At 57.1% G+C, this 26,531-nt stretch carries 24 protein-coding genes and 2 riboswitches; of the genes, 17 read left to right on the top strand and 7 right to left on the bottom strand.

Translation table 11 applies throughout. The features are described 5' to 3' along the window. Positions 1-59: 59 nt before the first annotated feature. Both AACY09_RS18310 and AACY09_RS18315 read right to left on the bottom strand, forming a co-directional pair. Entirely contained in the window at positions 60-737 is a 678-nt protein-coding gene (locus AACY09_RS18310) for a class I SAM-dependent methyltransferase (protein ID WP_339490053.1), read from the bottom strand. Continuing rightward, entirely contained in the window at positions 734-1,168 is a 435-nt protein-coding gene (locus tag AACY09_RS18315) for a hypothetical protein (protein ID WP_339490056.1), read from the bottom strand. The genes AACY09_RS18310 and AACY09_RS18315 overlap by 4 nt, the downstream gene beginning before the upstream one ends. A gap of 126 nt (positions 1,169-1,294) precedes the next feature. On the opposite strand from AACY09_RS18315, the gene nrdR reads away from it, so the two are divergent. From nrdR to AACY09_RS18380, 13 genes are all read left to right on the top strand, one after another. Next, on the top strand, positions 1,295-1,759 hold the full coding sequence (gene nrdR, locus AACY09_RS18320; protein WP_339490058.1) for a transcriptional regulator NrdR: 465 nt from the start codon (positions 1,295-1,297) through the stop codon (positions 1,757-1,759). A gap of 2 nt (positions 1,760-1,761) precedes the next feature. Next, a complete protein-coding gene (ribD, locus tag AACY09_RS18325) occupies positions 1,762-2,898 on the top strand; it encodes a bifunctional diaminohydroxyphosphoribosylaminopyrimidine deaminase/5-amino-6-(5-phosphoribosylamino)uracil reductase RibD (protein ID WP_339490060.1) in 1,137 nt (378 codons plus the stop codon). Positions 2,899-3,010: 112 nt separating this feature from the next. Then, positions 3,011-3,217: riboswitch (FMN riboswitch) on the top strand. 281 nt (positions 3,218-3,498) lie between these two features. Then, positions 3,499-4,161 (top strand): riboflavin synthase, encoded by a 663-nt coding sequence (locus tag AACY09_RS18330; RefSeq protein WP_087515562.1) that lies wholly within the window; start codon positions 3,499-3,501, stop codon positions 4,159-4,161. A 10-nt stretch (positions 4,162-4,171) separates the two neighbouring features. Continuing rightward, on the top strand, positions 4,172-5,266 hold the full coding sequence (ribBA, locus tag AACY09_RS18335) for a bifunctional 3,4-dihydroxy-2-butanone-4-phosphate synthase/GTP cyclohydrolase II (RefSeq protein ID WP_339490061.1): 1,095 nt from the start codon (positions 4,172-4,174) through the stop codon (positions 5,264-5,266). Between the two features lie 52 nt (positions 5,267-5,318). Next, positions 5,319-5,795, top strand: coding sequence for a 6,7-dimethyl-8-ribityllumazine synthase (ribH, locus tag AACY09_RS18340; RefSeq protein WP_010487077.1), 477 nt, complete (start codon positions 5,319-5,321; stop codon positions 5,793-5,795). Beyond that, on the top strand, positions 5,792-6,289 hold the full coding sequence (gene nusB / locus AACY09_RS18345) for a transcription antitermination factor NusB (protein WP_445323880.1): 498 nt from the start codon (positions 5,792-5,794) through the stop codon (positions 6,287-6,289). Before ribH ends, nusB begins: the two co-directional genes overlap by 4 nt. Positions 6,290-6,399: 110 nt before the next feature. After that, positions 6,400-7,368, top strand: coding sequence for a thiamine-phosphate kinase (thiL, locus tag AACY09_RS18350; RefSeq protein ID WP_339490065.1), 969 nt, complete (start codon positions 6,400-6,402; stop codon positions 7,366-7,368). Between the two features lie 406 nt (positions 7,369-7,774). Further along, a complete protein-coding gene (locus AACY09_RS18355; RefSeq protein WP_339490067.1) occupies positions 7,775-8,506 on the top strand; it encodes a substrate-binding periplasmic protein in 732 nt (243 codons plus the stop codon). A 16-nt stretch (positions 8,507-8,522) separates the two neighbouring features. Then, positions 8,523-9,170: a retropepsin-like aspartic protease family protein gene (locus AACY09_RS18360; RefSeq protein WP_445323881.1), complete on the top strand. Its 648-nt coding sequence runs from the start codon at positions 8,523-8,525 to the stop codon at positions 9,168-9,170. Positions 9,171-9,328: 158 nt separating this feature from the next. Continuing rightward, positions 9,329-9,949: a GTP cyclohydrolase II gene (gene ribA / locus AACY09_RS18365; protein WP_339490071.1), complete on the top strand. Its 621-nt coding sequence runs from the start codon at positions 9,329-9,331 to the stop codon at positions 9,947-9,949. Beyond that, positions 9,946-10,362 carry an MFS transporter gene (locus tag AACY09_RS18370; protein ID WP_339490072.1) on the top strand — a complete coding sequence of 139 codons (417 nt, stop codon included), beginning with the start codon at positions 9,946-9,948 and terminating at the stop codon, positions 10,360-10,362. The genes ribA and AACY09_RS18370 overlap by 4 nt, the downstream gene beginning before the upstream one ends. Then, a complete protein-coding gene (locus AACY09_RS18375) occupies positions 10,362-11,165 on the top strand; it encodes a cobalamin-binding protein (RefSeq protein ID WP_339490074.1) in 804 nt (267 codons plus the stop codon). Before AACY09_RS18370 ends, AACY09_RS18375 begins: the two co-directional genes overlap by 1 nt. Before the next feature lie 191 nt (positions 11,166-11,356). Beyond that, complete coding sequence (locus AACY09_RS18380; RefSeq protein ID WP_339490075.1) at positions 11,357-12,730, top strand: APC family permease; 1,374 nt, start codon at positions 11,357-11,359, stop codon at positions 12,728-12,730. A 144-nt stretch (positions 12,731-12,874) separates the two neighbouring features. On the opposite strand, the gene AACY09_RS18385 is transcribed toward AACY09_RS18380, so the two are convergent. From AACY09_RS18385 to AACY09_RS18405, 5 genes are all read right to left on the bottom strand, one after another. Then, on the bottom strand, positions 12,875-14,797 hold the full coding sequence (locus tag AACY09_RS18385; RefSeq protein WP_339490076.1) for a TonB-dependent receptor domain-containing protein: 1,923 nt from the start codon (positions 14,795-14,797) through the stop codon (positions 12,875-12,877). A 96-nt stretch (positions 14,798-14,893) separates the two neighbouring features. Then, positions 14,894-15,111: riboswitch (cobalamin riboswitch) on the bottom strand. 30 nt (positions 15,112-15,141) lie between these two features. After that, positions 15,142-17,046, bottom strand: a complete 1,905-nt coding sequence (dxs, locus tag AACY09_RS18390; protein ID WP_339490077.1) for a 1-deoxy-D-xylulose-5-phosphate synthase — start codon at positions 17,044-17,046, stop codon at positions 15,142-15,144. A gap of 138 nt (positions 17,047-17,184) precedes the next feature. Beyond that, the gene (locus tag AACY09_RS18395) at positions 17,185-20,469 is read right to left on the bottom strand and encodes an acetyl-CoA carboxylase family protein (RefSeq protein ID WP_339490078.1); all 3,285 of its coding nucleotides are present in this window, start codon (positions 20,467-20,469) and stop codon (positions 17,185-17,187) included. 149 nt (positions 20,470-20,618) lie between these two features. Further along, positions 20,619-21,506 carry a (2E,6E)-farnesyl diphosphate synthase gene (gene ispA / locus AACY09_RS18400; protein ID WP_339490080.1) on the bottom strand — a complete coding sequence of 296 codons (888 nt, stop codon included), beginning with the start codon at positions 21,504-21,506 and terminating at the stop codon, positions 20,619-20,621. Continuing rightward, on the bottom strand, positions 21,503-21,745 hold the full coding sequence (locus AACY09_RS18405; protein WP_339490082.1) for an exodeoxyribonuclease VII small subunit: 243 nt from the start codon (positions 21,743-21,745) through the stop codon (positions 21,503-21,505). The genes ispA and AACY09_RS18405 overlap by 4 nt, the downstream gene beginning before the upstream one ends. Positions 21,746-22,027: 282 nt before the next feature. On the opposite strand from AACY09_RS18405, the gene AACY09_RS18410 reads away from it, so the two are divergent. The 4 genes from AACY09_RS18410 to kdpC all read left to right on the top strand — a co-directional run bounded on the left by AACY09_RS18410 (position 22,028) and on the right by kdpC (position 26,527). Then, positions 22,028-22,117 (top strand): potassium-transporting ATPase subunit F, encoded by a 90-nt coding sequence (locus tag AACY09_RS18410; protein WP_339490084.1) that lies wholly within the window; start codon positions 22,028-22,030, stop codon positions 22,115-22,117. 8 nt (positions 22,118-22,125) lie between these two features. Beyond that, positions 22,126-23,826: a potassium-transporting ATPase subunit KdpA gene (gene kdpA / locus AACY09_RS18415; RefSeq protein ID WP_339490086.1), complete on the top strand. Its 1,701-nt coding sequence runs from the start codon at positions 22,126-22,128 to the stop codon at positions 23,824-23,826. Between the two features lie 12 nt (positions 23,827-23,838). Further along, entirely contained in the window at positions 23,839-25,899 is a 2,061-nt protein-coding gene (gene kdpB / locus AACY09_RS18420) for a potassium-transporting ATPase subunit KdpB (RefSeq protein ID WP_445323882.1), read from the top strand. Positions 25,900-25,960: 61 nt separating this feature from the next. Then, positions 25,961-26,527 (top strand): potassium-transporting ATPase subunit KdpC, encoded by a 567-nt coding sequence (kdpC, locus tag AACY09_RS18425; protein ID WP_339490090.1) that lies wholly within the window; start codon positions 25,961-25,963, stop codon positions 26,525-26,527. The last annotated feature ends 4 nt before the right edge of the window (positions 26,528-26,531 follow it).

Here is a 26,531-nt window from a genome sequence, read left to right on the forward strand (position 1 = left end):
AAGGGCTGCAGGCCAGTTTAACAAGTCATTAGCGGTTACGCGGTGTTGTTGCCCGTGCTTCAGTTGCGCTGCGCATGGTACAGGCTGACGTTACGAAACTCCGCGGGCTCGGCCAGGTCTGGCCAGGTGCAGGCCTGCATGATACCCAGTCGCTGATAAAGCGGGTGCTGAAAGTCGCGAACCCGCGAATCGGCGACCAATGCCTGCTGCCCACGGCTAAGGAACTGATTCAACAGAGGCAGATTGGCGCGATCGTAGAGGACGTCGGCAACAATTATCAGGTCGAAACGATCAGCTTCAGCGAAGAAATCGGTCGAGTAACTCAGGCTTACGTGGTTCAGCTCCGCATTGGCTCGGCTCGCGGCAAGCGCGTAAGGGTCAAGGTCGCAGGCGACGACTTCGGCGGCGCCGGCTTTCGCCGCGGCAATGGCAGCAACTCCTGAGCCTGTGCCGAAATCCAGCACGCGCTTATTGCGCACCCACTCGGGATTCTGTACCAGCCAACGCGCCAGAACCAAGCCGCTGGCCCAGCAGAAGCACCAATACGGCGGCTCCTCAAGAATCCGCTGGGTTTCTTCTTGGCTGAACTGGCGATCCATATTCTCGGCATCAATCAGCCAAAGCTTGATCTCGGTACCCGGCAGGGTTTGCGCGCTTAACTGCGCATCACCCAGTAGTTGGCTCAGGGCGTCAAGCAGGTGTGCAGGTGCTTGGGGCGCCGAACACGTTGTTGTCATGGCGTGCTCTGCATGCGGATATCACCGAGCGACTGAGTGTCTGCGCTACGAATCAGTTGCGTGGGCATGTCTTGAATCAAGAAGCCTTTAAGCGTGGCGCGGCCGCGAAGCTCAACCCGAATACCGCGATCGAAGGTTTCTGGGTTGAATATCACGCGAAAGGGCAAGGTTGAGCCATTGCCGCGCAATTGAATGTTGCCCAGCAGTTGGATAGGCAAGCCCGTGTCGCCGATGACCAATAAGGCGACTTCAGCATTTGCGCCCTCGGGCACACCGATCAAATTGCCGTTTATTTCGCGTAAATGAGCAGGGGTGGCGGCTGTCTCTACGCTTTTAGCGCTGGGCTCGATAGTTACAGGCTCAGCAGGCTCGCTCGCGCAGGCGCCGAGCAAGCTCAATGCCCCGAGCAAGGTTAGGTGGCGTAGGTACATGCGTGCTCCTTTTGTCGTGTATCCGTTCAATGGATTATTGCGCGCTTGCAGAGCGCGAAGTAGGCGGCTTGTCTTGCCGCCGAGATGCGCTACCATGGCGCCTTTCCGTTCTAGGCAGGCCATTATATGCACTGTCCATTCTGCGCCGCTAATGACACCAAGGTGATTGATTCGCGTTTGGTGGCTGAAGGTGAGCAAGTTCGTCGTCGCCGTGAGTGCCTGGCATGTGGCGAACGTTTTACCACGTTTGAAACTGCGGAACTGGTGATGCCACGGCTGATCAAACAAGACGGCAGCCGCCAACCTTTCGATGAAGAGAAACTGCGCGCGGGTATGCTCCGTGCGTTGGAAAAGCGCCCGGTCAGTATTGAGCGGGTTGAGGCGGCCATTGCCCATATCAAGCATCGTCTGCGTGCCACGGGTGAGCGTGAAGTGAAATCATTGGTGCTCGGCGAATTGGTCATGGGCGAATTGCAGAAGCTTGATGAAGTCGCTTACATCCGCTTTGCTTCGGTATACCGGCGTTTTCAAGACCTCAACGAGTTTCGTGAAGAAATTGACCGTTTGTCTCGCGAACCCTCAAAGGATTAAGCATGACAGTTGATAACGCCTTTATGGCCCGTGCTTTAGAGTTGGCTCGCAAAGGTTTGTACTCAACGCACCCTAATCCCCGTGTGGGCTGCGTAATTGTGTTGGACGGTAAAATTGTCGGTGAGGGCTGGCACGCCCGGGCCGGCGAACCCCACGCCGAAGTCCATGCGTTACGCCAGGCCGGCCCTCTGGCTAAAGGGGCGACAGCCTATGTCACGCTGGAGCCCTGCAGCCATCATGGACGAACTCCGCCTTGCGCTGAAGCCTTGATTGAGGCCGGGGTGGCGCGGGTTGTCGCGGCGATGCAAGACCCTAATCCCGCCGTTTCCGGCAGCGGTTTACTGCGCCTGATGCAGGCTGGCATTGCAGTGCAAAGTGGCGTGCTTGAAGCTGAAGCGCGAGTCCTGAATGCTGGTTTTATCAAACGCATGGAACAAGGTTTGCCATTTGTACGGGTAAAACTGGCGATGAGTTTGGATGGGCGTACGGCAATGGCCAGCGGTGAAAGCCAGTGGATTACCGGGCCTGCTGCGCGCTCAGCGGTTCAGCGGCTACGGGCGCGCTCAAGTGTGGTGCTTAGCGGCGCAGATACGGTGCTGGCTGATGATGCCCGACTGACGGTACGCAATGACGAGCTCGGTTTGAATGCTGAGCTGTCAGCGTTATCCGATACCCGTCCACCTTTACGCGTATTAATTGACGGTCGCTTGCGGGTGCCGCTTGATGCGGCGTTCTTTCAAGCCGGTGCGGCAATGGTTGCGACCTGCGCTGCTGCCACTGCGCGCGACCGTTATTTGAGCGATGGGCATGAGTTGCTGGCGGTACCGGGCAGCAATGGCCATGTCGATTTACGCAAGCTGCTGGTGGAGTTGGCTGCACGCGGCGCAAATGAAGTCTTGGTTGAGGCCGGCCCGCGTCTGGCGGGGGCGTTCGCTCGTCAGGGTCTAGTTGATGAGTATCAGATATTTGTTGCCGCCAAATTTCTTGGCTCAAGTGCCCGGCCTTTACTCGACTTGCCGCTGGGTCGAATGGCCGAAGCCCCACAGCTGAAAATCATTGATATTCGGGCCGTTGGCGATGATTGGCGAATCACCGCGGTGCCGGTAGTCGCTGCGCCGCAGGCGTCTGCCGCGCATTAGCCGGTCGCTCCAAACCGTTGCATGGCAACTTCAGCCCAAGATGGGCACAGGTTTGCGGTGCGTGTGCAGCGCAAATATGGTAAAAAGCCACTCGCGAGAACCTCGGTACTTGCAACGTTCTCAGGGCGGGGTGTAATTCCCCACCGGCGGTAATGATGCGCAATGCGTCTAGCCCGCGAGCGCTTGGCGCCCTTGTTTGGTCAATGGGTGGCAAGGTCAGCAGACTCGGTGTGATTCCGGGGCCGACGGTTACAGATCGTTTGACGCACTGCATCAGTCGCGCTTCAAGGGTTCTACAGTCCGGATAAAGAGAGAGCGGGTTTGTTTGAGTGGAGCGTAGACCACAAGCTGTCGTCGGTGGCGCGGGCCGTATTGATTTAACTCGTGATGCGTATTGCCAATGTGCAGCGCTATTGGGGTTAGGTTGAGGGGCGAGCGCACTGAATGGTTTGGCTGGCTATGTACCGGCAAGCACCCTATCGATCGAAACGCCCTGTTTTTTATAAACAGGAGTTCGCAAATGTTAGCTACTTTTTACTCGGCCAATACGCATCGCCTTACCGGTCTGTGTCGCGCCGTGCTCGTAAATCGGGAGGCGCCATGTTCACTGGCATAATCGAGTCGATCGGCAATATTCGTGCATTGACCCCAAAGGGTGGCGATGTGCGGGTCTATGTCGAAACTGCCAAGCTGGATCTCTCTGACGTCAAACTGGGTGACAGCATCGCGGTCAATGGCGTTTGCCTGACAGCCGTTGAGTTGCCTGGCGATGGTTTCTGGGCTGATGTGAGTCGTGAAACCTTGGCCCGCACCGGTTTTGTCGACCTTAAGCCGGGCAGCCGGGTCAATCTTGAAAAAGCCCTGACGCCGACGAGCCGCTTAGGTGGCCACTTGGTCAGCGGTCACGTTGATGGTGTGGGTGAGATTGTCGGCCGTGAAGAAAACGCCCGCGCAGTGCAGTTCACGGTGCGTGCGCCCAACGAGTTGGCGAAATACATCGCCCACAAAGGCTCGATCACGGTTGATGGCACCAGCCTGACGGTCAATGCAGTCAATGGTGCTGAGTTTGAGTTGACCATTGTGCCGCACACGCTGGCGGAGACCATCATGGTCGACTACCGTCCGGGACGTAAGGTTAACCTTGAGGTTGATTTGCTTGCGCGTTATCTGGAGCGCTTGCTGCTGGGTGATAAAGCTGCCGAGCCGAAGGCCTCGGGTCTTACCGAAGGTTTTTTAGCCGAACACGGCTATTTGAAGGGTTAAGGAAATCACCATGGCACTGAATAGTATTGAAGAACTGGTTGAAGACATCCGCCAGGGCAAGATGGTCATTCTCATGGATGACGAAGACCGCGAGAACGAAGGCGATTTGATCATCGCCTCGGAATGCGTCACCGCCGAGCACATCAACTTTATGGCGCGCTTTGCCCGTGGCCTGATCTGCATGCCGATGACCCGCGAACGCTGTGAGTTGCTCAAGCTGCCATTGATGGCTCCACGCAATGGCTCGGGTTTTGGTACCAAGTTCACCGTTTCAATTGAAGCGGCTGAGGGTGTTACCACCGGTATTTCTGCGGCAGACCGTGCCCGCACTGTGCAAGCAGCGGCATCAAAAAGCGCCCAGGCCGACGATATCGTCAGCCCCGGCCATATTTTCCCGCTGATGGCGCAGCCGGGTGGCGTATTGGCCCGTGCTGGCCATACCGAAGCCGCATGCGACCTGGCGCGTATGGGCGGTTTTGAGGCAAGTGGTGTGATCTGCGAGATCATGAACGATGACGGCACCATGTCGCGTCGCCCTGAGCTTGAAGAATTCGCCGCGCAGCACGGCATCAAAATCGGCACCATTGCTGATCTGATTCATTACCGCCTGATTCACGAGCGCACGGTTGAGCGCGTGAGTGAGCAATTGCTCGACAGCGAAGTAGGCAGCTTCAATCTGGTCACCTACCGTGATTCAGTTGAAGGTGACGTGCACATGGCCTTAACCCTCGGCAAAATCTGCCCGGAAGAGCCAACCTTGGTGCGCGTTCATAATATGGACCCACTGCGCGACTTGTTTATGGTCAAGCAAGAAGGCCGTTGGAGCCTGCGTGCAGCCATGGCTGAAGTGGCCAAGGCGGGCAGCGGTGTGGTGTTGCTGTTGGGCAATCCGCTGACCGGTCCTGATCTGTTGGCGCACCTTGAGCGGCAACTTGGTGGTGACGGCAAAGTCGCTAGCCCCGCGACTTACAGCACGGTTGGTGCCGGTTCGCAGATACTTCGTGACCTCGGCGTGCGCAAAATGCGCCTGATGAGTTCGCCAATGAAGTTCAATGCGATATCCGGATTCGATCTAGAGGTTGTAGAATACCTGCCCTCTGAATAATTCATTCATGGCCGCACATGGCGGCCTGGCTCTTTAATTGACGAGATTCGCTATGACCCTGAAGACCATCGAAGGTACTTTTATTGCCCCCAAGGGCCGCTTTGCACTGGTGGTTGGCCGCTTCAACAGCTTTGTTGTTGAAAGCCTGGTAAGTGGCGCTGTTGACGCCTTGGTTCGCCACGGCGTGAATGAAAGCGACATTACAATCATCCGCGCTCCGGGTGCTTTTGAGATTCCATTGGTTGCCCAGAAAGTTGCTCAACGTGGCGATTTCGATGCAATTATCGCCCTTGGCGCGGTGATTCGTGGCGGTACGCCGCACTTCGAATACGTGGCCGGCGAGTGCACCAAAGGTTTGGCCCAAGTATCCATGGAGTTTGGCGTACCCGTTGCATTTGGTGTGCTGACTGTGGATTCTATCGAACAAGCGATCGAGCGTTCTGGCACCAAAGCCGGTAACAAAGGCGCTGAAGCTGCATTGTCTGCCCTGGAAATGGTTAGTCTGCTGGCGCAGTTGGAGGCCAAGTGAGCCAGAACGATAGCAATAGCCAGCCGCCAAAGTCGCCCGCGCCGAAGAAAGGCCCGAGCCCAAAAACCTTGGCGCGCCGTGAAGCGCGAACCCTGGCTATGCAGGCGTTGTACTCATGGCACGTAGCGGGCCAGCCACTCAATGAAATCGAAGCGCAGTTCCGCGTGGATAATGATTTCACTGCAGTAGATGGCGCCTACTTCCACGAGATTCTGCATGGCGTACCCCGTCAGAAGGCCGAGATCGACAGCGCGTTTGAGCCGTTGCTTGACCGCCCGCTGGATGAAATCGACCCGGTTGAACTGGCGATTCTGCGTCTGTCGACCTATGAACTGCGCAACCGTGTCGATATCCCCTATCGCGTGGTCATCAACGAAGGCATTGAGCTGGCGAAAATCTTCGGCGCCACCGATGGTCACAAGTTCGTAAACGGTGTACTCGACAAGCTGGCTCCGCGCTTGCGGGCAGATGAGGTTCGCGCCTACAAGCGCTAGAAACTACTGCGCCAGATTGTTTTAGGTTTGGAGCTTAGTCATTGCAGTAATAGTCAAAAGCCGCCTTCAATAGTGCGGCTTTTGCATTTTCAATTCGGGCGTTAATGGTCATGGGTGAATTCGAGCTGATCAGTCACTACTTTGCTTCGGCGGCGTGCGCCCAAGGTGGTGAAGGCGTGGCATTGGGCATTGGCGATGATTGCGCCTTGCTTGATGTGCCTGCTGGTGAACAATTAGCGGTATCCACAGACAGCTTGGTCGCCGGGGTGCATTTTCCCCATAACCCCGACCCGTATTTGTTGGCGCAGCGAGCGTTAGCGGTATCGGTCAGTGATTTAGCCGCCATGGGTGCTACACCCATTGGTTTTACCCTGGCATTAACCCTTGAGTCGGCCCATGCCGATTGGTTGCAGGCTTTTGCCAAGGGCCTCGACCAGATGGCGCGTACCTGCTCGGTGCGCTTGATCGGTGGAGATACTACTCGTGGCCCGTTAAGCCTAACGCTGACGGTGTTTGGGCGGACGCCAAAGGGTTTGGCGCTGACGCGCAGCGGTGCCCGCGAGGGGGATCTGCTCTGTGTCGGTGGCTGCCTGGGCGATGCCGCTGGCGCTTTGCCGCTGGTGCTGGGGCAACGCGCCGATGACTCTGCTGAAGCTAAAGCGCTGTTGCAGCATTACTGGTCGCCGCAACCACAGCTTGCTTTGGGGCAGGCGTTGCGCGGTAACGCCAGTGCGGCACTGGATATCTCCGATGGATTGCTGGCTGACTGCGGACATATCGCTGCGGCATCCAAGGTCTGCTTGCAGATTGAGCTGGCCAAAGTGCCTGTCTCTGCTTCCCTGCAGGCGTTTGCCGATGGCCAAACCGTGCAGCGCTGTGCGCTAAGTGGTGGTGATGATTATGTGTTGGCATTCACCCTGCCGGCAGCCAAGCTGGCGCCACTGCAAGCACAAGGCTGGCCGTTGCATGTGATCGGTTCTGTAGTGGCCGGGCAGGGTGTCGAGTTGTTAGACGAACGTGGGACAAAGATTGTTCAGGCGACGAGCGGCTATCAACATTTCGGGCGTCACGGTGGATGAGTGGGAATCAATCCCGCAGTGAGTCTGGCCCCATCGGTGTTTTTTATAGCCTTCGGTTTTGGCTCTGGAACGCTACCAGGGAGTGCTGCCACTTAGGCTTCAGTGGTCGAGCTTTGCCTGGTTGCTGACGGATGCTGCTAGGCTTCCTAGTGTTGCGCTTGTTAAACATCGTTAAAGCCATGCCGATTCGCCTTGATCGGCATAAGCAGGGCGATGTTCGGATCATGCAGGCGATGCGCTGGCTCGCGCCTTTGTTTGGCGAAGTATGCAGTTGCTAGTTTGGGGTTGGGCGAATGGATGTGCGCCCAGCTTGTTTTTTTGAGCTGTGATGGTTTGAGTTAACGCGTGTGGATTGACGCATTGCTTGGGCGCAATCGCGCTGCTCACTCATGGATTTAAAGGGCCTATGATCGCAAGGGTTTTAGCGATAATGCTGGTGTGTTCGCTTTGCTCAGGGGTTGCAGCCGCTGAGCCAAGCGAGCCAGATGATATTAATCTGGTCAGCGATGTATGGGAGGACTACACCCAAGCGGATGGCAGCGGCTTGGCGTGGGATATTCTGCGTGCGGTTTACGAGCCTGTCGGGATCAAGCTCAACATTCAGACCATGACATATACCCGCTCGATTGGCTTGGTTCAGCGCGCGGAGGCAGATGCCTGGGTCGGGTCATATCTGGATGAGGTCCAGCAGGGCGTTTTCTATCCGCATTGGTATTACGATGCCGATCAAATAACGGCGCTCAGTACCCTCGATAGCCCCGTGCCCAACATACAAACCATCAGTCAGTACCGACTGGTTTGGGTGCGCGGTTATGCGTACCAACAATATTTGCCAAATTTGACGCGCTTCCGCGAAGTTCAGCGGCGTAACGGTATTCTAGATATGCTTGATTTTGGTCGTGCCGATTATTTTATTGACGCGCGCACTGAAGTTGATCAATTGCTGATGACTGCCGCTGATCCTGCGCATTACCGGGTGACTGCACTCACCCGGTTGCCAATCTACCTGGGGTTTGCTGACAATCCACGGGGTCATAAACTGGCTGAGATATTTGATCGGCGAATGCAAAAATTGGTCAAAGAGGGTTCATTGAAACCAATTTTCAAACGCTGGAAGCAGCCATATCCATTTGACTGATAACAAGGACCGTTGGATGCCGTATATGAAAGCACTGTGGGTCACTTTGCTCATTGCCGGTGCAACTTGCACTTGGGCTGCTGGGCAAGTGCAGGTGGTTGGATTATTTCCGGGGGCTGCGGTGTTGAATGTCGACGGCCAGCGCAAACTGGTCAAGGTTGGCCAAATCGGGCCTGGCGGCGTTCAGGTTGTTAGTGCGGATGCCCGCGGCGCTGTACTGCGGGTTGATGGGGTTGAACGCACTTACAGCTTGACCCGCGATTACACCCAAGGCATGGCGGCGCCAGAGAAACGCAGGTTCAGCATTGCCAAAGGCGAGAGCGGGCATTACTGGGTTGCAGGTTCGGTCAACGGCCATCCCATTCAATTTTTGGTCGACACTGGCGCTACCTCGGTCGCCCTGACTGGCGCACAAGCAGATCAATTGGGGATCGATTACCGGGCAACCGGCCGCGAGATTCGCGTCAGTACGGCAAATGGGGTCGCGCGCGGTTGGAAGGTTAACCTCAACAGCGTCAAGGTCGGCACCATTGAAGTGCTGGGTGTCGAGGGTACGGTGATGGACGTGGGCACCAATGGCGAGGCGCTGCTCGGCATGAGCTTTCTCGGCAGGGTGGGCTGGAAGGTCGACCAAGATGTGCTGGTGCTTGAGTCCAAGCAATAACCGCCTGTAGACCAAGTTCCGAAAGCCGACTCCTGCTGATATTCGCCAAGTCGAGTGATTTGCTTTGATACTTATCATCAGTAATTCAAGCTGACCGGTGATGATGGGCTGCTGTTACAATGCCCGCCTATATCCCTTACTTACTCTAGGAGCACAGGGTGTCAGTCGTGTTCGTCGCCGCCTCCCAATTACCGACGCCATTTGGCGTTTTTACCATGCACGGCTTTCTTGAAGAAGCCACGGGCAAAGAGCATGTTGCCCTGACATTTGGCGATGTCGCCAATGGTGAGCCCGTATTGGGACGTTTGCATTCTGAATGCCTGACCGGTGATGCCCTGTTTAGCCTGCGCTGTGATTGTGGCTTTCAGCTTGAAGCTGCGCTGAGCGCAATTGCCGCTGAAGGCCGTGGCGTGCTGCTGTACCTGCGCCAGGAAGGTCGCGGGATTGGCCTGCTGAATAAAATTCGTGCTTATGAGTTGCAAGACGGCGGCGCCGATACGGTAGAAGCCAACGAGCGCCTGGGTTTTGGTGCAGATCAACGCGATTACGCCATCTGCAAACCGATGCTTGATCACTTGGGCATTGCTGAGCTGAAGTTGATGACCAACAACCCGCGCAAGGTAAAGGCACTGGGCGATATGGGCATCAATGTGGCTGCGCGTGTTCCCCTGCAGATTGACCACAACCCGCACAATAAAAAGTACCTGGCGACCAAGGCTGGCAAGCTTGGCCATATGCTCGGCAGCCTGCACCAAGCCGAGGTTGAGGAAAAAGCGTGAACCGCCCTCAGGTACGTCGCCGTTTTTCGATCTTGTGGTGGTGGCAACTGGTGTTGGTTGTGCTGCCCGTGCTCATCATCAATAGCCTGTTCGAGTCCAGCCGTGAGCCGGGTGTATTAGCGATGCCGTTTTTCATCGCCGGTATGCTGTCGATGTTTGTCAGTTTGCCCTTGTTCAACGCCTACAAGCACGCGCTTATCGCCACCGGCAAAGCGCGTGATACAGAGGTTGAACCCGCCGCTTGGCAGACCTTGGGCGAAGCACGGCGCAAAGCTTGTTGGGGGGCTGGCTTGCCTGCCTGGATCGCAGCGGCCGCGGTATTCACCAGCCTTGAGGCAGTCCCATTGATTCTGCTGACGGTTTCGAGCTTGGTCATATTGTATCTCTACCGTATTCCTCGCCAGCTCGGCTGATGCGCCGTCTGCTGCTTCCACTTCTGCTCGCACTTGGTTGCTCTGCGCCGGTGTCAGCGGCCGATCGAATCGTTAGCCTTGCCCCTTCGTTAACTGAAATCGTCATTGATTTGGGCGCCCAGCAGCAGTTGGTTGGCGTGCTCGATGGCGGTCCACGGCCTGCGGCTGTGGCGAGCCTGCCATCGGTCGGGCGCTATGCTCAGTTAGAAATGGAAACCCTATTGGCCTTGCAGCCTGATTTGATTCTGCTGTGGCCCGGCAGCATCAGCCAATCGCAACGTCAGCAGTTGCAAGCATTTGGCATTCCAATGCTTGTGGCTGAACCCCATACCCTGGATACCCTAGCCGATCAATTTTCCGAAATCGGTGAGCGTATTGGCCGAGCGAGGCAAGGGCACAAACTGCAGCAGCAATTCATCAAGGGCCTGGCCGCGCTGCGCAGCCGCTATCACCGGGCTCAACCCGTGTCGGTTTTCTACCAGGTCTGGGACAAGCCGCTGTACACCTTGGGCGGGCAGCAGATCGTTAGCGATGCGCTGCGTGTGTGTGGTGCGAGAAATGTGTTTGCCGACGTTAGCCTGCCAGCGCCGCAAGTGAGTATTGAGGCGGTTCTGCAGCGCAATCCAGACGTGATTTTGGCGAGCAGTGGCGCACAGCTTGATGCGTGGCAGCGCTGGTCAACGATCACTGCGGTGCAGCGTAACCAGCTGTGGCAAGTTCCAGATAAAGGCTTGGAGCGGCCCAGTTTTCAGATGCTCAATGCCACCGAGCAACTCTGCCGGGTGCTGGCCAAAGCGCAATAGCTACCCGCCTCTGGCACGCGGGAGACCGTCTAGGGCGGCCATCCTTGCTTGCGTTCGCAAGTTGTTAGCCGTTAAGTTTGTCGCAGTGTCACGATCTTTTCTTCAATCATTTGGTCGCGCTCAAGTCGAGTGGTGCCTATTGCCATGCGTTTTCTAGAGTGATCTAGAGTGACTTGGCTCAAGGAGGAACCATGTCTAACGATACAAAGTTTGCTCGCGTATTGGGCTCCAAAGATGTCATTGCCCTGGCCTTTGGCGCGATGGTGGGTTGGGGCTGGGTTGTACTGGCCGGGACCATGATTAGCAACGCCGGTACGGGCGGCACGATGCTGGCCTTCGCCATTGGTGGCACCGCGGTGATCATGATCGGCCTCGCTTATGCTGAGCTGGCATCCGCCATGCCGCAAAATGGCGGTGAGCATGTCTATACCCACCGCGCCATGGGCGCTGGGGCCTCATTTTTCTGCACTTGGGCGATTATTCTTGGCTATGTGTCGGTGGTGGCCTTTGAGGCCGTTGCGCTGCCTACGGTGCTGGAGCAGATCATCCCCGGGTACAAAGTTGGATTAATGTATTCGGTCGCTGGCTGGGACGTCTACTTCACCTGGGCGATGGTAGGGATTGTCGGGGCTATCGGCATGACCTGGCTCAATATCCGTGGGGTCAAAGCCAGTGCAATGTTTCAGGCGGTGATCACGGTATTGATTATCGCGGTGGGTTTGATGCTGATCAGCGGTTCGCTTTTTAACGGATCAACCGCCAATACTGAGCCACTTTTTGTCGGCGGCATGGGCGGGGTATTTTCGGTCATTATCATGACGCCGTTTTTGTTTGTGGGCTTCGACGTCATTCCGCAGGCCGCTGAAGAAATTGATTTGCCATTTCGTAAGATCGGCATCATTTTGATCGTCTCTGTTTTGATGGCTGTGGCCTGGTACATCTTGATCATGTACGCCACAGGGCGTGCGCTAGATGCAGACGCTTTGGCAGCAACCAAGCTCGCAACAGCGGACGCGGCAACAGCAGTTTTGGGCGGCTCATGGGCTGGAAAACTGCTGGTGCTTGCAGGTTTAGGCGGTATCCTCACCAGCTGGAATGCGTTTTTGATCGGCGGGTCGCGTGCTGTCTATGCAATGGCCGAAGCCAAAATGTTGCCTGCCTTTCTGGCCAAATTGCACCCCACTTATAAAACCCCGGTCAATGCGATTTTACTGATTGGTGCGCTGTCGATTGTGGCCCCGCTGTTTGGCCGCCAAGCAATGGTTTGGCTGGTTGATGCGGGTGGTTTGGGCATCGTGGTTGCTTATTCGATGGTGGCGCTTGCGTTTATCGTTTTGCGCAAAAAAGAGCCTGGGATGGAGCGTCCGTTTCGCGCAGGGAAAGGCCCTTGGGTGGGTTATGTTGCGCTGATTCTATCTCTCGGCCTAGTGCTGCTTTACACCCCCATCGCGCCTTCGGCACTGCTGCCAATCGAGTGGGTACTGGTCGGGGGTTGGTCGGCAGTGGGCTTAGCGTTTTATGCCTACTCACGTAAGGTCTATGGTGTTGTCGAACTCAAGCATTGAGCGGCTGCCATCAGCGGTCGACGCTCTTGGTGGTCGACTTTTTTCGGCCACCATTTGCGATCACAAATAGCTGAGAGTCGGCACCGCCACGGTGGCCAAGCTTCGCGTTGACCACCCTACGTTGAGCCACCATTTGGCGTGTTGTTAGAGTTGCGGTGTCCACGTCATCGAGACCAAGGCGGTACGCCCGGCTTCTTCGTAGTGGAAGGGGACTTCGGCAAAGGTGTTGCTGTCGAACGCGGTGCCGTTGGCTTGGTAATAGTCGTGGTCGAGCAGGTTGTCCACCTTCAGGTCAAAGCGCAGATCGTTAGGCGCTTTCCAGCCGGCACGCAGGCCCAATATGCCGTAGCCCGGAATCTCCTGGTCATTCGCCAGGTCGTTATAGCTATGACTTGCCACCAGCCAACCGGCGCCGACATTGAACTGGCCAAAGCTGCGATCGATATCTGCGGTGAAGGTGTTTTCCGGGCGGCGGCTCAGGCGCTTGCCATCATTACCGCTGCCGCTGCTATTACGCGCATCGACCAAGCTATAGCCGAGGCTGGTCTGCCAGCCAAACACCTGCTGTTCCAGTGCGACTTCCAAACCGTGAATAGTTGCCTGATCAATGTTCTCCGGGCGAAAGGCATTGATGCTGTTTGCCTGATTACCGTCCAGGGCGTTGTTGGTGACGATGGCGTCTTCAATCCGGGTGCGGTAGGCCGATATTTGTAGTGAGCTGGTTGGCGACAACCGCGAGCGCCACTGCAACTCGTAGCTGCGCGCCGTCTCGGGTTGCAGATCAGGGTTGCTGTAGACGGTGCAGCCGAAACCGGGGAAGCAATCATCTGGGTAGTACAGGTCATTAAAGGTCGGTGCGCGGAACGATTCGCTGTACGAGGCGACCAGATCATTGTCGCTGTTTAAGTGCCAAGTGAAAGCAGCGTTCCAACTGTTCTGGCTGCCAAAGGCTTGATTGTCGTCATGGCGCAGGCCCAGTTCTGTGCCGAACGCGTCATTGTCATAGCGATGTTGAATAAACGCGGCTTTGTTCCAGCGCGAGTCTTCGTTGAAAGGCGTTGCGCTGTTCAGACGATCCTCATACCAGTCCAGCCCCAGTAGTACTTGCTGGTGGTCGGCGAAGTTAAGCGTGTTCAACCAGCTGGCTTGGTCGCGGTAGGTGTTGAATACCGAGCCGCCGTAAGGGTCGTGGGATTTTTGACGATTCTCGGTGTGGCCCAATTCCAGGCGTGAGGTCCAGTTTTCGTTGATTTGCGATTGCAGGTACGCGCTACCGGTAGACTCTTCAAAGTCAGTGTCGGCCGCTTGGGCGGGCGACAAACTGTAATCGTACTCACTCTGACCGGTTTGGCGCAGCAGGCTGATCCCTGCTTCCAAGTTGTCGTTGAAATTGTGCAACAGGCTCAGATTCAGGCCCTTGTTGCGGTAGGCGCTGTCTTCGCTGCCAATCAGGTTGGTGCGTTCGAAACCGTCGGTTTCATCGAGTGAGGCGCCCAAGTCGAAACGGGTTTGCTCATCACCGCCCGACAAGCCGAGGCTGCGCTGCCAAGTACCATGGCTGCCGTAGCCGACTTTAAGACGAGGGTGCAGGCCCTGTTCGCCGCTGCGGGTGAAAATCTGAATAACCCCGCCAATGGCGTCTGAACCGTACAGTGCAGAACGGCTGCCGCGTACCACTTCGATGCGTTCGATCTGATCCAGATTGAGTTGTTCAAGACTGGCGGTGCCACTGGAGCTGCCGGCAATGCGCTGGCCGTTGACCAGCACCAGGCTTTGCGCTGTCGAGGTGCCGCGAATGAATATCCCGCTGAGTGAGCCGCTGCCGCCGCTGCGCTGGACGCTGACACCCGGCGTGCGTGCCAGTAGATCCAGCACGTCACCGGCCTGCAGGCGTTCGATGTCCTTGCGTTCAAATACAGTAATTGCGGCGGTGGCTTTGCTGATCGGCTCGGCCTGTCGGCCTGAGGTGATCACCAGTGGCGTGGCCTGATAAGGCGCAGCAGATTCGGCGGCAGTGGCCAGGCATGGGGCCAGCGCGAGCGCCAGAGAAACGCGGGAGAACTTCATTAAACAACCTCAAAAGTACAATGCTTTTGAGGAGGGCAGGGACAAGTACCGGCAAGTAGAGACCTGTACTTGACGGTGATGCCCTCCGCAACACCAGTCAAAAATTGCAACGAGGCAGGTCTCCGGGCTGCCGACGCCGTTTTTCACCTTCCCGGGCGAGCCCAGTGGTTGTCGAAAAACGCTGTGTTGCACCCTGAAGTGCAGCACTGTCGGTTACCGTTGCGGGGGCAGCGCAGGCATTGTCATAGACGCACCTGCTTCCCTTTTCACGCTGAGCCTTGCGGCTGGCAGCGACCTCGGTCAATCACGATAAAACCGCTACCGAATTTGCGGTAGCGGGTTACTTATTTGTTGATAACAGCCAAACGCTGACGAATTGCCAGCTCTATACCGCTGGCATCCAAGCCACATTCGGCGAGCATTTGAGCGGGTTTAGCATGCTCGACATAAACGTCAGGCAGGCCCAGATGCAGGACTGGCTTGAGCAGGTTTTCCTGAGCCAGAAATTCGCTGACTGCACTGCCTGCACCGCCCATGATGCTGTTTTCCTCGATGGTCACCAGCAACTCATGGCTTGCAGCCAGTTGGCGGATCAAGGCTTCATCAATCGGCTTTACGAAGCGCATATCGACCACGGTCGCATCCAGTGCTTCAGCCGCTTTCAGGGCCTCGTTCAGTTGTACACCGAACACCAGCATTGCAGTGCCGCTGCCTTGGCGACGGATCACGCCTTTGCCAATTTCAAGCGGCTCGAGGCCAGATTCAATCACCGCACCGGGGCCAGTGCCGCGTGGATAGCGCACGGCGGCCGGGCCGTTAAACAGGTGGCCGGTGGTCAGCATGCGGCGCAATTCGTTTTCATCGCTCGGAGTCATCACCAGCATGCCGGGGATGCAGCGCAAGTAGGTGATGTCGAAGCTGCCGGCGTGGGTCGGGCCGTCTTCACCGACCAAGCCTGCGCGGTCGATGGCAAACAATACATCGAGGTGTTGCACGGCAACGTCGTGAATCAGTTGGTCATAGGCGCGTTGTAGGAAGGTCGAGTAGATCGCCACAACCGGCTTGCTGCCTTCGCAAGCCATGCCGGCTGCGAGGGTCACCGCATGCTGCTCGGCGATTGCCGTATCGAAATAGCGGTCTGGGTATTGCTCGCTAAAGGCGACCAGGTCAGAGCCTTCCTTCATCGCCGGGGTAATGCCAAGCAGGCGTGGATCCTGCGCAGCCATGTCGCACAGCCACTGACCGAAAACGCTGGAGTACTTAGGCCCGGCCGGCTTTTTCGCTGCGTTCTGCGGAGCGGGGCGGTTTACCGGCTCAAGTTTGGTGATTGCATGGTAGCCAATGGGGTCTGCTTCGGCGGGAGCGAAGCCTTTGCCCTTGGTGGTGATGACATGCAGAAACTGCGGGCCTTCGAGGTCGCGCATATTGCGCAGCGTGGCCAGCATGGTCGGCAGGTCGTGGCCATCAATTGGGCCGATGTAATTCCAGCCGAGCTCTTCAAACAGCGTACCCGGGACCAACATGCCTTTGGCGTGCTCTTCGGTTTTGCGGGCGATTTCCCACGCGCCAGGAAGACGTGAAAGCACTTTCTTACTGCCTTCACGCATGCTCGCGTAAGTGCGGCTGGAAAGAATCTTCGCCAGATAATTGGACAGCCCGCCAACATTGCGCGAGATCGACATGTCGTTGTCGTTGAGCACCACCAACATGTTGGCTTTGAGGTCGGACGCGTGGTTCAACGCCTCGAAAGCCATGCCCGCAGTCAGCGCACCATCACCGATAACGGCCACACTTTTACGGTTGCTGCCCTGAATTTTGGCGGCAACAGCCATACCCAGTGCGGCACTGATTGAAGTGCTTGAGTGGCCGACGCCAAAGGTGTCGTACTCGCTTTCACTGCGCCGGGGGAATGCGGCAACACCGTCCTTTTGGCGGAGCGTGCTCATGCGCTCGCGGCGACCGGTGAGGATTTTATGGGGGTAGGCTTGATGACCAACGTCCCACACCAGGCGGTCGTCGGGGGTATCGAAAACATAATGCAGAGCAATCGTCAGCTCGACTACGCCAAGGCCCGCGCCAAAGTGACCGCCGGTCTGGCCAACGGTGTAAAGCAGGTATTGGCGCAGTTCGTCGGCCAGGGTTTCCAGCTCGGCCTCACCCAAGCGGCGCAGCTCGGTCGGCGTATTCGCGCGGTCAAGCAAGGGCGTCAGCGGGCGTTCGCGGGGAATCTCGTGGAAAGTCGTCGGCATCAGGCGAATCGTTATAAATACAAAGATGCGCCAGTTTACCCGAAGCCCCGCACTGTACCCAAATAAGAAGTGGCCAATCAGCAGCAGAGGACGCCGCTCAATCACTGCTTTGACCACTTTAGGTCTGAAAATAAAACCCTACCAGGCATCGATATAACCGCGTTTCCCCGTTTTTTCTGCTGACGGGGCAGGGGTTGAATTGAGACCGCGAATCAACCAGCCTCGGGTTTGTTCGGGATCAATCACCGCGTCGATCTCAAGGAAGCTGGCCATATTGATCGCCTTGCCATTGGCATAAGCCTTGGTGACGAGCTTGTCGAACAGCTGCTGGCGCGCTTGCTCCGATTCGGCCGCCGCCAACTCTTTGGCAAAGCCCAGGCGAACCGCGCCCTCCAAGCCCATTGCACCGAATTCACCACTGGGCCAGGCGATGGTGAACAGCGGTGAGTGGAAGCTACCGGCGGCCATGGCTTGCGCGCCCAAACCGTAACCTTTGCGCAATACGACGGTGAAGAACGGCACGCTCAGGCTGGCGGCTACAACGAACATGCGTGATACATGGCGTACGGTGGCTTGTTGCTCGGCTTGTGGGCCGACCATAAAACCGGGCGTGTCGCACAGCGATACCAGTGGGATATCAAAGGCATTGCACAGCTGCATAAAGCGCGCGGCTTTATCGCCACTGACGGCGTCAATGGCACCGCCGAGATGGGCCGGGTTATTGGCCAGTAAACCAAATGGCTGGCCTTCGATGCGGATAAACGCGGTGATCATGCCCGGGGCAAATTCGCGGCGCAGTTCCAGCACTGAGCCTTGATCGGCCAGGGTTTCGATGACGTGGCGAATGTCATAAACCCGCAGACGATTTTCTGGAATCAAGTGGCGCAACTTGCGCTGGTCGCTGCATTGCCAGTCGTTTAGCGCGCCTTGAAAGTACCCCAGGTAGTGCTTGGCGGCGCTGACTGCTTCGGCTTCATCCTCGACCAACAGATCAATCACCCCATTGGGGCTTTGTACGCTGGTTGGGCCAACTTGTTCAGCGGTGTAGCTGCCCAGACCACCGCCTTCAATCATCGCCGGCCCCGCCATGCCGATGCTGGCGTTGCGGGTGGCGATGATCACATCGCAGCACCCCAGCAGCGCGGCGTTACCTGCGAAACAACGGCCAGACACCACGCCGACCAGCGGCACCCGTCCAGACAGTTTGGCCATGCCAACAAAGGTGTGGCAGTCGAGCCCGGCGACACCGACGAAATCCGTGTCACCAGGGCGACCACCGCCGCCTTCGGCGAACAGCACCACGGGCAGGCGCCATTGCTCGGCCAGTTGCAGCATGCGGTCGGTTTTCTTGTGGTTCATCACTCCCTGGGTGCCGGCAAATACCGTGTAGTCGTAGGCGATGGCCATGCAGCGTGCGGCTTTACTGCCAAACAGTTCGGCGTTGATGGTGCCGGTACCGGCGACTAAACCATCGGCAGGGCTTTGTTCAATCAGTTCATCCAGCGAACGCCGGCGCCGTTGCGCGGCAATCGCCAGTGCGCCGTACTCACTGAAGCTGCCTTGGTCAAGCAGGTCGGCGAGGTTCTCCCGGGTGGTGCGCTGCTGGGTTTTACGACGCTTGGCGACGGCATGGGGCCGTCCTTCATCAAGGGTGATTGCATGGCGTTCAAGGACCTCACCGAGGTCGGCGCGAATATGCTCAAGGTCGATCGCTTCTTCGTTGAGCATTTGCTCGCCGGTAACGTCCGCAGGTTCAATAAACACCAACGCTGCGCCTTGGCTAACAATACTGCCGGGCTTAACTGCAAGGCTGTGGACAATGCCGCTGTGTTCGGCCTTGATCTCAAGCTCCATTTTCATGGCTTCAAGCACCGCGATGGTTTCGCCCTTGGCCACGCTATCGCCTACGTCAACCTGCAAACTGACGATCACGCCGCTGCTGGGCGCGCATAGTGCTTCACAACCCTGAGGCACCTGGCTGATGCTCGTCGCGCTGCTTGATGTGCCAGCGCTGTGATTGAAATAGTGGTGCGGATGGGCGGATGCCTGCGCACCCAGCAGTGCGCTCAGTTGGCTTTCGACGAAGCGTGTATTGACTTGATTGCGCGCTACTTCGGGAAGTTGCAGCACGCTTTGCAGCAGGCCAATCGAATGGCTTACCCCTTCGATATTGAACTCGCACAGCGCGCGATACGCCTTGCGCAACGCACTTGGGTAATCCGGCGCATGCACAATCAGCTTGGCCAGCAGGGAGTCGTAACTCGGGTTGACGCTGTAGCCGGGATAGCCGTAGCCATCAACCCGCAAACCCGGGCCGCTCGGGGGTTGATAGGCGCTCAAGGTACCTGCGGCTGGGTGCGTGGTGCCGTCGCTAGCGAGGGTTTCCATGTTGATCCGTAATTGCACGGCGCAGCCATTAATAGTCGGCGGCTCGAGCAGATTGAGCTCGGCCAACGAGTCACCCATGGCCAGTTTGAGCTGGGTTTGCAGCAGGTCAACGCCGGTGATTTGTTCGGTGATGGTGTGCTCAACCTGAATCCGTGGGTTGGCTTCCATAAAGTAGAAGTGCTGGGGACTGTCGTTATCGACAAGGAACTCGAAGGTGCCGATACCTTGATAATTAACCTTGCTGGCAAGCTTGAGCGCCGCATCAATCATGCGCTGGCGGGTGTCCGGTGACAGGTCCGGGCTGGGGGCGATTTCGATGATTTTTTGCTGACGCCGCTGCAGGCTGCAATCACGCTCCCAGAGATGACTCACCGCGCCGCTGCCATCACCCAGCACTTGAATTTCAATGTGCCGGGCGTTGCTCACCAATTGCTCGATGTACAGCGAATCAATGCCAAAGGCGCTGCGAGCTTCGGACTGGCAGCGTTTGAATGCGTCGGGCAAATCTGCAGGCGTGAACACCGCCCGCATGCCGCGTCCGCCGCCACCCGCCAGCGCCTTGAGCATAACCGCCGCCGAGTCGCCGAGGCTGTGCATAAAATCTTGGGCTTGCTGCAGGTCTATGGCCTGATTGATGCCGCGTACCAGTTGCACATCGCAGCGTTCAGCCAATGCACGGGCTTGGGCTTTGTCGCCAAACAGGTGCAGGACTTCAGCGCTTGGGCCGATAAAGCGGATGCCGGCCGCGGCACATTGACGTGCCAACTCAGGGTTTTCTGCCAGAAAACCATAGCCGGGATGGATGGCATTGCAGCCTTGCTCCTGAGCGAGAGCGATCAGTTGGCTGATGTCCAGGTACGCGGCCACCCCGCGACCCTTGAGCGCCACTGCGCTGTCAGCGGCGCGTACATGCAGTGAGGCGGCGTCGTCCTCTGCATAGACCGCCACGCTGCGCAGATTCATGTCGGCAGCCGCGCGGGCGATGCGGATGGCGATTTCGCCGCGATTGGCAATCAACAAGGCTGAAACGGGCATGGCAACGGCTCCGGAATTGTTATTCTGGTGACCATCTTATGCACTGTGCAGGCGAGGTAAACAAAGCCTTATCGGCTGATCGACAAGGTATTTGTTTGAGTGATTGTGGCTGAGCATGCGGCGCCTGAATGATTCAGGCGACCGACAAATTAATTGCGCCGCTCAACGATATAACGGGCCAGCATGCGCAGTGGTTCCGCAGCGGCGCCCAGGTCTTCAAGCGCAGCCAAAGCATGGTCACGTAATTCGAGGGCGTAGGCTTTGGCATTGGGCAGGCCCAATAGCGCCGGGTATGTCGGCTTGTCATTGGCCTGATCTTTCCCTTGGGTTTTGCCCAGCGTGCTGGTGTCGCTTTCGATATCGAGAATATCGTCCTGCACCTGGAAGGCCAGCCCTATAGCTTGAGCATAGCGTTGCAAGGCGGTTAAGACCTTTGGTTCGGCATTGCCGCTTGCCAGTGCGCCAAGCGCTACGCTGGCTTCGATCAAGGCGCCGGTTTTGTGCCGGTGCATGTTTTCCAGCGCGGCTTGGCCGAGCGCTTGGCCCACGGAGCCCAAGTCGATTGCCTGCCCGCCGACCATGCCCGCCGGACCGGAGGCGCGGGCGAGGGTGGCAATCATCTCCAGGCGCAATTCAGCGCTGAGCGGATTCAATTCAGCACTGCTGAGCACTTCAAAGGCCAGGGTTTGCAAACCGTCACCGGCCAGAATCGCAGCGGCTTCGTCGAAGGCTTTGTGGGTAGTGGGTTTGCCACGACGCAGGTCGTCATCATCCATGGCGGGTAAGTCGTCATGGACCAACGAGTAAGCATGGATCAGCTCGACCGCGCAGGCAGCGCCATTGGCGTGCTCGACGTTGCCGCCGAGTGCTTCGCAGGCGGCATAGGCCAGCAAGGGTCGGACCCGTTTGCCGCCATTGGTGACGCTGTAGCGCATGGCGTGGTAAAGGCGTTGCAGGTCTGGCTGTGGCGCAACAAACAAGCGCTCAAGGGCGGCATCTACCCGCTGTTGGCACTGAGCCTGGTAGGCTTCAATCATGCTTGTTTGTCCGCGTCGAAGGGCGCCTCCTCCAGTTCGCCATTGCGCTCCAGCAGCAGGCTGACCTTCTGCTCAGCTTGCGCCAGTGCAGCTTGGCAATCGCGGGTCAAACGGATGCCTTGTTCGAATGCAGTCAGTGAGTCTTCGAGCGACATTTCGCCGTTTTCCAGGCGTTCGACCAAGCTTTGTAGCTCAGTCAGGGATTGCTCAAAATCAGCAGCAGCTTTCTTGCGGGCCATGGCGGGTGTTCTCGGCGGGAAATCAACGGGCATCTATCGCCCGCGACACTAGCAGAGACGAGGCTTTCGGGCAAATTAAGCCGATCTTGTTCGACATCTGACAAGACCGATAGGCGGCCTGTAAAAAAGCAACACTCATGGAGTCGAACCGCCCTGACAATCACATAAAGCCTGAAATTTTATACTTTCTTTACGCCATTGGCGCCTTAGTCCAATCGAACCTTTACGCTTGAAATCCGAGAATTAGTCCTGCGCCGTTGGGGCGTTTTCGGAGCCGTGATTATGAATCTTCTCGATGGACTGTCGCTGAGTTTGGCACTAGGCCTGTTCTTTTACCTGTTACTTGCGCTGATGCGCGCTGAGCGGGGGTAGGAGGCCTTATGCAAGTCCAAGATTACTGGCTGATTCTGGCTTTCTTTGTGATGGTGTTGGTGCCTTCGCCGTTTTTGGGACGTTACATATTCCGCGCCATGGAAGGCCAGCAGACCTTGCTTAGCCCGATTTTGCTGCCCGTTGAGCGGTTGTGCTATCGCCTTGCGGGTGTTGATAGCCAAGCCGAGCAAGACTGGAAGGGCTACAGCTTGGCGCTGTTGGCTTTTACCCTTATATGCCTGGCCGGGCTGTTTGCCATTTTGATGTTGCAAGGGATGCTGGGTTTAAATCCGCAGCAACTTGCCCCAATGAGTTGGTCGCTGGCCCTCAATACCGCAGTCAGTTTCGTCACTAACACCAATTGGCAGGCCTATAGCGGCGAAGCGTCACTGAGTTATTTCAGTCAGATGCTGGGGCTTGGTGTCCAAAACTTTATCAGCCCGGCAGTGGGCCTGGCTGTGCTGGTGGTTTTTTGCCGGGGGATTACCCGGCGCTCAAGCAACAGTATTGGCAACTTCTGGGTGGATCTGACGCGTGGCGTGCTCTACGTGCTACTGCCGTTTTGCCTATTGCTGGCGCTGTTCCTGGTGTGGCAGGGCGTGCCGCAAACGTTTATGGCTTATGTGCATGCCAAAACGTTATTGGGGGCGGATCAGACTATTCCGCTTGGGCCAGCCGCCAGCCAGATCGCGATCAAGCAGCTGGGTACCAATGGCGGTGGGTTCTTCGGTGTCAACTCTGCGCACCCCTTCGAGAATCCGACGGCCTGGAGCAACCTGTTCGAGATGGCGTCGATTCTGCTGATCCCCGCAGCGCTGCTGTTCACCTTTGGTCACTATGCCAAAGACTTGCGGCAAAGTCGGGCGCTGCTGGCGAGCATGCTGATTCTGTTTATTCTCGGCTTTGGCGTGACCCTCTACGCTGAACTGCAACCCAATCCCACATTAACGGCACTGCCCATTGAACAATCTGGATCGCTGGAGGGTAAGGAGAGTCGTCTGGGGATTGCCGCATCGGCGCTCTGGGCCGTGGCGACTACTGCTGCGTCCAACGGTTCGGTGAATGCCATGCACGACAGTTTTAGCGCGCTCGGTGGGATGGTTCCGCTGCTGAACATGATGCTTGGTGAGATCATTTTTGGCGGTGTGGGTGCAGGTCTTTACGGGATGTTGCTGTTCGTATTGATCGCCGTGTTTCTTGCCGGTTTGATGATTGGACGCACGCCGGAATACCTCGGCAAAAAGCTTGAGGCGCGCGAAGTGCGGCTGTTAGTCATGACGCTGTTGGTCATGCCCGTCGGTGTGCTGGTATTTGCTGCCTTGGGTTTAAGTCTGACGGGTCCTGCGATGTCGATTACCAACCCCGGGCCACATGGCTTTAGCCAGATCTTGTATGCCTACACATCAGGTACCGCCAACAACGGTTCCGCCTTTGCCGGGTTTGGTGCCAATACGCCGTATCACAACCTGATGATCGCATTGGCCATGCTGCTCGGGCGATTCGGTTTCATCCTGCCAATACTGGCGATAGCCGGGAGTTTGGCGGCGAAGAAATCGGCCCCGCAAGACGGCCACAGCTTCCCGACCCACGGCCCGCTGTTTGTCATGCTGCTGACACTGGTGATTTTGCTTGTTGGTGGTTTGACCTTCTTGCCCGCGCTAGCGCTCGGCCCTGTCGCGGAACATTTGACCCTGCTGCAGGGCTTTTAAGGGAGACCCATGATGAATGCCCATACTCAAACGCAACACCCGCAGGCAAAGACCCTGACTCATGGCAAAACCAGTCTTTCGGCACTGTGGCAGCCGGCGGTTCGTCAGGCTTTTATGAAGTTGGACCCGCGCCAGTTACAGCGTTCTCCCGTGATGCTGGTCGTCGCGCTAACGGCGATTGTCACTACTGTGCTGTGCTTTATACCCAATCCGGCAGTGAACACAGGGCTGGCAGTGCAGATAGCGCTGTGGCTGTGGTTCACCGTGTTATTTGCAAACTTTGCCGAGGCGCTGGCGGAGGGACGTGGCAAGGCCCGGGCCGATAGCCTCAGGACCGGCAGCCAAGGGCTCGGCGCGCGCAGGCTAACTCAGTCGGGCGAGTATCAGTCTGTTGCAGCAAGTGAATTGCGTCGCGGTGATGTTGTTCGGGTTGAGGCGGGAGAGCAAATTCCCGGTGATGGCGAAGTTATCGAAGGTATCGCTGCCGTCAATGAGGCTGCTATCACAGGTGAATCGGCCCCGGTGATTCGTGAGTCAGGCGGCGACCGTTCTGCCGTCACCGGTAACACCACCGTGGTGTCTGACTGGTTGTTGGTGAAGATCACCGCTAACCCTGGTGAGTCGACCTTGGACCGGATGATCGCCTTGGTTGAAGGCGCGCGGCGGCAGAAAACGCCAAACGAAATGGCGCTGGACATGCTGTTGATCGGCCTGACACTGATTTTTCTGGTAGTGGTCGCCACATTGCAGCCCTTCGCCCGTTACGCCGGAGGTGACGTGCCGCTGGTTTACTTGGTGGCGTTATTGGTGACGCTTATTCCCACCACTATTGGTGGCTTGCTCTCGGCCATTGGCATCGCGGGGATGGACCGCCTGGTTCGGCTCAATGTTATTGCCAAGTCGGGCCGAGCAGTTGAGGCCGCGGGAGATGTGCATGTGTTACTGCTCGATAAGACAGGCACCATCACCTTCGGCAATCGGCGTTGCAGTGCATTGATCGAGGCGCCTGGTATTGCTCAGCAGAATCTGGCTCAAGCGGCATTGCTTTCATCGCTGGCCGATGACACCGCTGAAGGTAAATCAATCGTCGAATATATTCGTAATCTTGGGCCTGTCCAGGAACCGGTGCGCTCGGCAATCCATGCGATCGCTTTCAGCGCTGAAACACGATTATCTGGGGCCGACCACAACGGTCACAGCTACCGTAAAGGTGCCGTTGATGCAGTGCTTGCCTACCTCAATATGAATCGGGCTGACATGCCTGCTGCAATGGCGCGGACCGTCGACAAGATTGCTCAAAGCGGTGGTACACCGTTGCTGGTGGCAGGAGATGGCAGTTTACTGGGCGCTATCCATCTCAAAGATGTGGTCAAGCCAGGTATTCGTGAACGTTTCGCTGAGTTGCGCGCCATGGGCATTCGTACCGTGATGGTTACTGGCGATAACCCATTGACTGCTGCTGCCATCGCCGCCGAGGCAGGTGTTGATGATGTGATCGCCGAGGCTACGCCCGAGAAAAAGCTGCAACGTATTCGCAGTGAACAGGCCGAGGGGAAAATGGTTGCCATGTGTGGTGATGGCGCCAATGACGCTCCGGCGCTGGCTCAGGCTGACGTCGGCATGGCGATGAATGATGGCACTCAAGCCGCGCGTGAGGCGGCCAATCTGGTTGATCTTGATTCCGATCCCACCAAGCTGCTTGATGTGGTGCGAGTCGGTAAAGAGTTACTGGTCACCCGTGGAGCGCTTACCACGTTCTCGGTGGCCAATGATGTCGCCAAATACTTCGCCATATTGCCTGCGCTTTTTATTGGGGTTTACCCGCAGCTAGGTGTGCTTAACGTGATGCAACTGCACAGCTCGCAAAGCGCGATTCTCTCGGCAATTGTATTTAACGCGCTAATCATCGTTGCCCTAATCCCGCTGGCACTGCGCGGAGTGAGCGTGCAAGCAACAGATGCAGCCAGCCTGCTGCGCAACAACCTGTTGATCTATGGATTGGGCGGTTTGCTGGCTCCTTTCGTCGGTATCAAGTTGATCGACATGCTGTTGGTGGCAGTTGGCTTGGTTTGATGTTTTCTGGTGTGTTTAAAGATGGTTGCACAGGCGCTGTATAGAATTTGGAGAGTCGATTATGTTTAAGCAAATCCGCCCGGCGTTGAGTCTTTTGGCGTGTATGACGGTGCTCACTGGCGTGGTTTATCCGTTGACTGTGACCGCCATCGCTCAAGTAGCTTTTCCAGTGCAAGCCAATGGCAGTCTGATACATGATGCTCAGGGTGAGGTGCGCGGCAGTAGATTGCTGGCGCAGCGCTTTGAGGGCGCGCAATGGTTCCAGCCACGTCCCTCAGCAGGCGATTACGCAACAGTGGCCAGCGGTGCGAGCAATTTAGCGCCTAGTAATCCTGCATTGGCTAAGCGAATCGCCGAGGATGCCATGCGTTGGCAGGTTGCCGGGCAAGGCGCTGTACCTATGCAACTAGTAACGACATCGGGCAGTGGTCTTGATCCGCATTTATCACCCGCTGCGGCGCGTTATCAGGTGGCGCGCATCGCCGGTGAGCGCAATATGCCTAAAGCAGTACTTGAGCGGCTCATTGATGCGCAGCTAGAAGCACCTTTAATTGGGCCTGAAGTGGTCAATGTGCTAGCGCTTAACATGGCGCTGGCGGAAAATCAGAGTCTGTCCCGCGCTGAGTAAGCCT

The organism is Pseudomonas sp. EL_65y_Pfl2_R95 (assembly GCF_963971045.1).
Lineage (GTDB): Bacteria > Pseudomonadota > Gammaproteobacteria > Pseudomonadales > Pseudomonadaceae > Aquipseudomonas.

What these genes read in the sequence shown, in the direction of transcription:
- AACY09_RS18310 (WP_339490053.1), bottom strand. Translation starts at nt 737, where the DNA reads ATGACAACAACGTGTTCGGCGCCCCAAGCACCTGCACACCTGCTTGAC.
- AACY09_RS18315 (WP_339490056.1), bottom strand. Translation starts at nt 1,168, where the DNA reads ATGTACCTACGCCACCTAACCTTGCTCGGGGCATTGAGCTTGCTCGGC.
- nrdR (WP_339490058.1), top strand. Translation starts at nt 1,295, where the DNA reads ATGCACTGTCCATTCTGCGCCGCTAATGACACCAAGGTGATTGATTCG.
- ribD (WP_339490060.1), top strand. Translation starts at nt 1,762, where the DNA reads ATGACAGTTGATAACGCCTTTATGGCCCGTGCTTTAGAGTTGGCTCGC.
- AACY09_RS18330 (WP_087515562.1), top strand. Translation starts at nt 3,499, where the DNA reads ATGTTCACTGGCATAATCGAGTCGATCGGCAATATTCGTGCATTGACC.
- ribBA (WP_339490061.1), top strand. Translation starts at nt 4,172, where the DNA reads ATGGCACTGAATAGTATTGAAGAACTGGTTGAAGACATCCGCCAGGGC.
- ribH (WP_010487077.1), top strand. Translation starts at nt 5,319, where the DNA reads ATGACCCTGAAGACCATCGAAGGTACTTTTATTGCCCCCAAGGGCCGC.
- thiL (WP_339490065.1), top strand. Translation starts at nt 6,400, where the DNA reads ATGGGTGAATTCGAGCTGATCAGTCACTACTTTGCTTCGGCGGCGTGC.
- AACY09_RS18355 (WP_339490067.1), top strand. Translation starts at nt 7,775, where the DNA reads ATGATCGCAAGGGTTTTAGCGATAATGCTGGTGTGTTCGCTTTGCTCA.
- AACY09_RS18360 (WP_445323881.1), top strand. Translation starts at nt 8,523, where the DNA reads ATGCCGTATATGAAAGCACTGTGGGTCACTTTGCTCATTGCCGGTGCA.
- AACY09_RS18375 (WP_339490074.1), top strand. Translation starts at nt 10,362, where the DNA reads ATGCGCCGTCTGCTGCTTCCACTTCTGCTCGCACTTGGTTGCTCTGCG.
- AACY09_RS18380 (WP_339490075.1), top strand. Translation starts at nt 11,357, where the DNA reads ATGTCTAACGATACAAAGTTTGCTCGCGTATTGGGCTCCAAAGATGTC.
- AACY09_RS18385 (WP_339490076.1), bottom strand. Translation starts at nt 14,797, where the DNA reads ATGAAGTTCTCCCGCGTTTCTCTGGCGCTCGCGCTGGCCCCATGCCTG.
- dxs (WP_339490077.1), bottom strand. Translation starts at nt 17,046, where the DNA reads ATGCCGACGACTTTCCACGAGATTCCCCGCGAACGCCCGCTGACGCCC.
- AACY09_RS18395 (WP_339490078.1), bottom strand. Translation starts at nt 20,469, where the DNA reads ATGCCCGTTTCAGCCTTGTTGATTGCCAATCGCGGCGAAATCGCCATC.
- ispA (WP_339490080.1), bottom strand. Translation starts at nt 21,506, where the DNA reads ATGATTGAAGCCTACCAGGCTCAGTGCCAACAGCGGGTAGATGCCGCC.
- AACY09_RS18405 (WP_339490082.1), bottom strand. Translation starts at nt 21,745, where the DNA reads ATGGCCCGCAAGAAAGCTGCTGCTGATTTTGAGCAATCCCTGACTGAG.
- AACY09_RS18410 (WP_339490084.1), top strand. Translation starts at nt 22,028, where the DNA reads ATGAATCTTCTCGATGGACTGTCGCTGAGTTTGGCACTAGGCCTGTTC.
- kdpA (WP_339490086.1), top strand. Translation starts at nt 22,126, where the DNA reads ATGCAAGTCCAAGATTACTGGCTGATTCTGGCTTTCTTTGTGATGGTG.
- kdpB (WP_445323882.1), top strand. Translation starts at nt 23,839, where the DNA reads ATGAATGCCCATACTCAAACGCAACACCCGCAGGCAAAGACCCTGACT.
- kdpC (WP_339490090.1), top strand. Translation starts at nt 25,961, where the DNA reads ATGTTTAAGCAAATCCGCCCGGCGTTGAGTCTTTTGGCGTGTATGACG.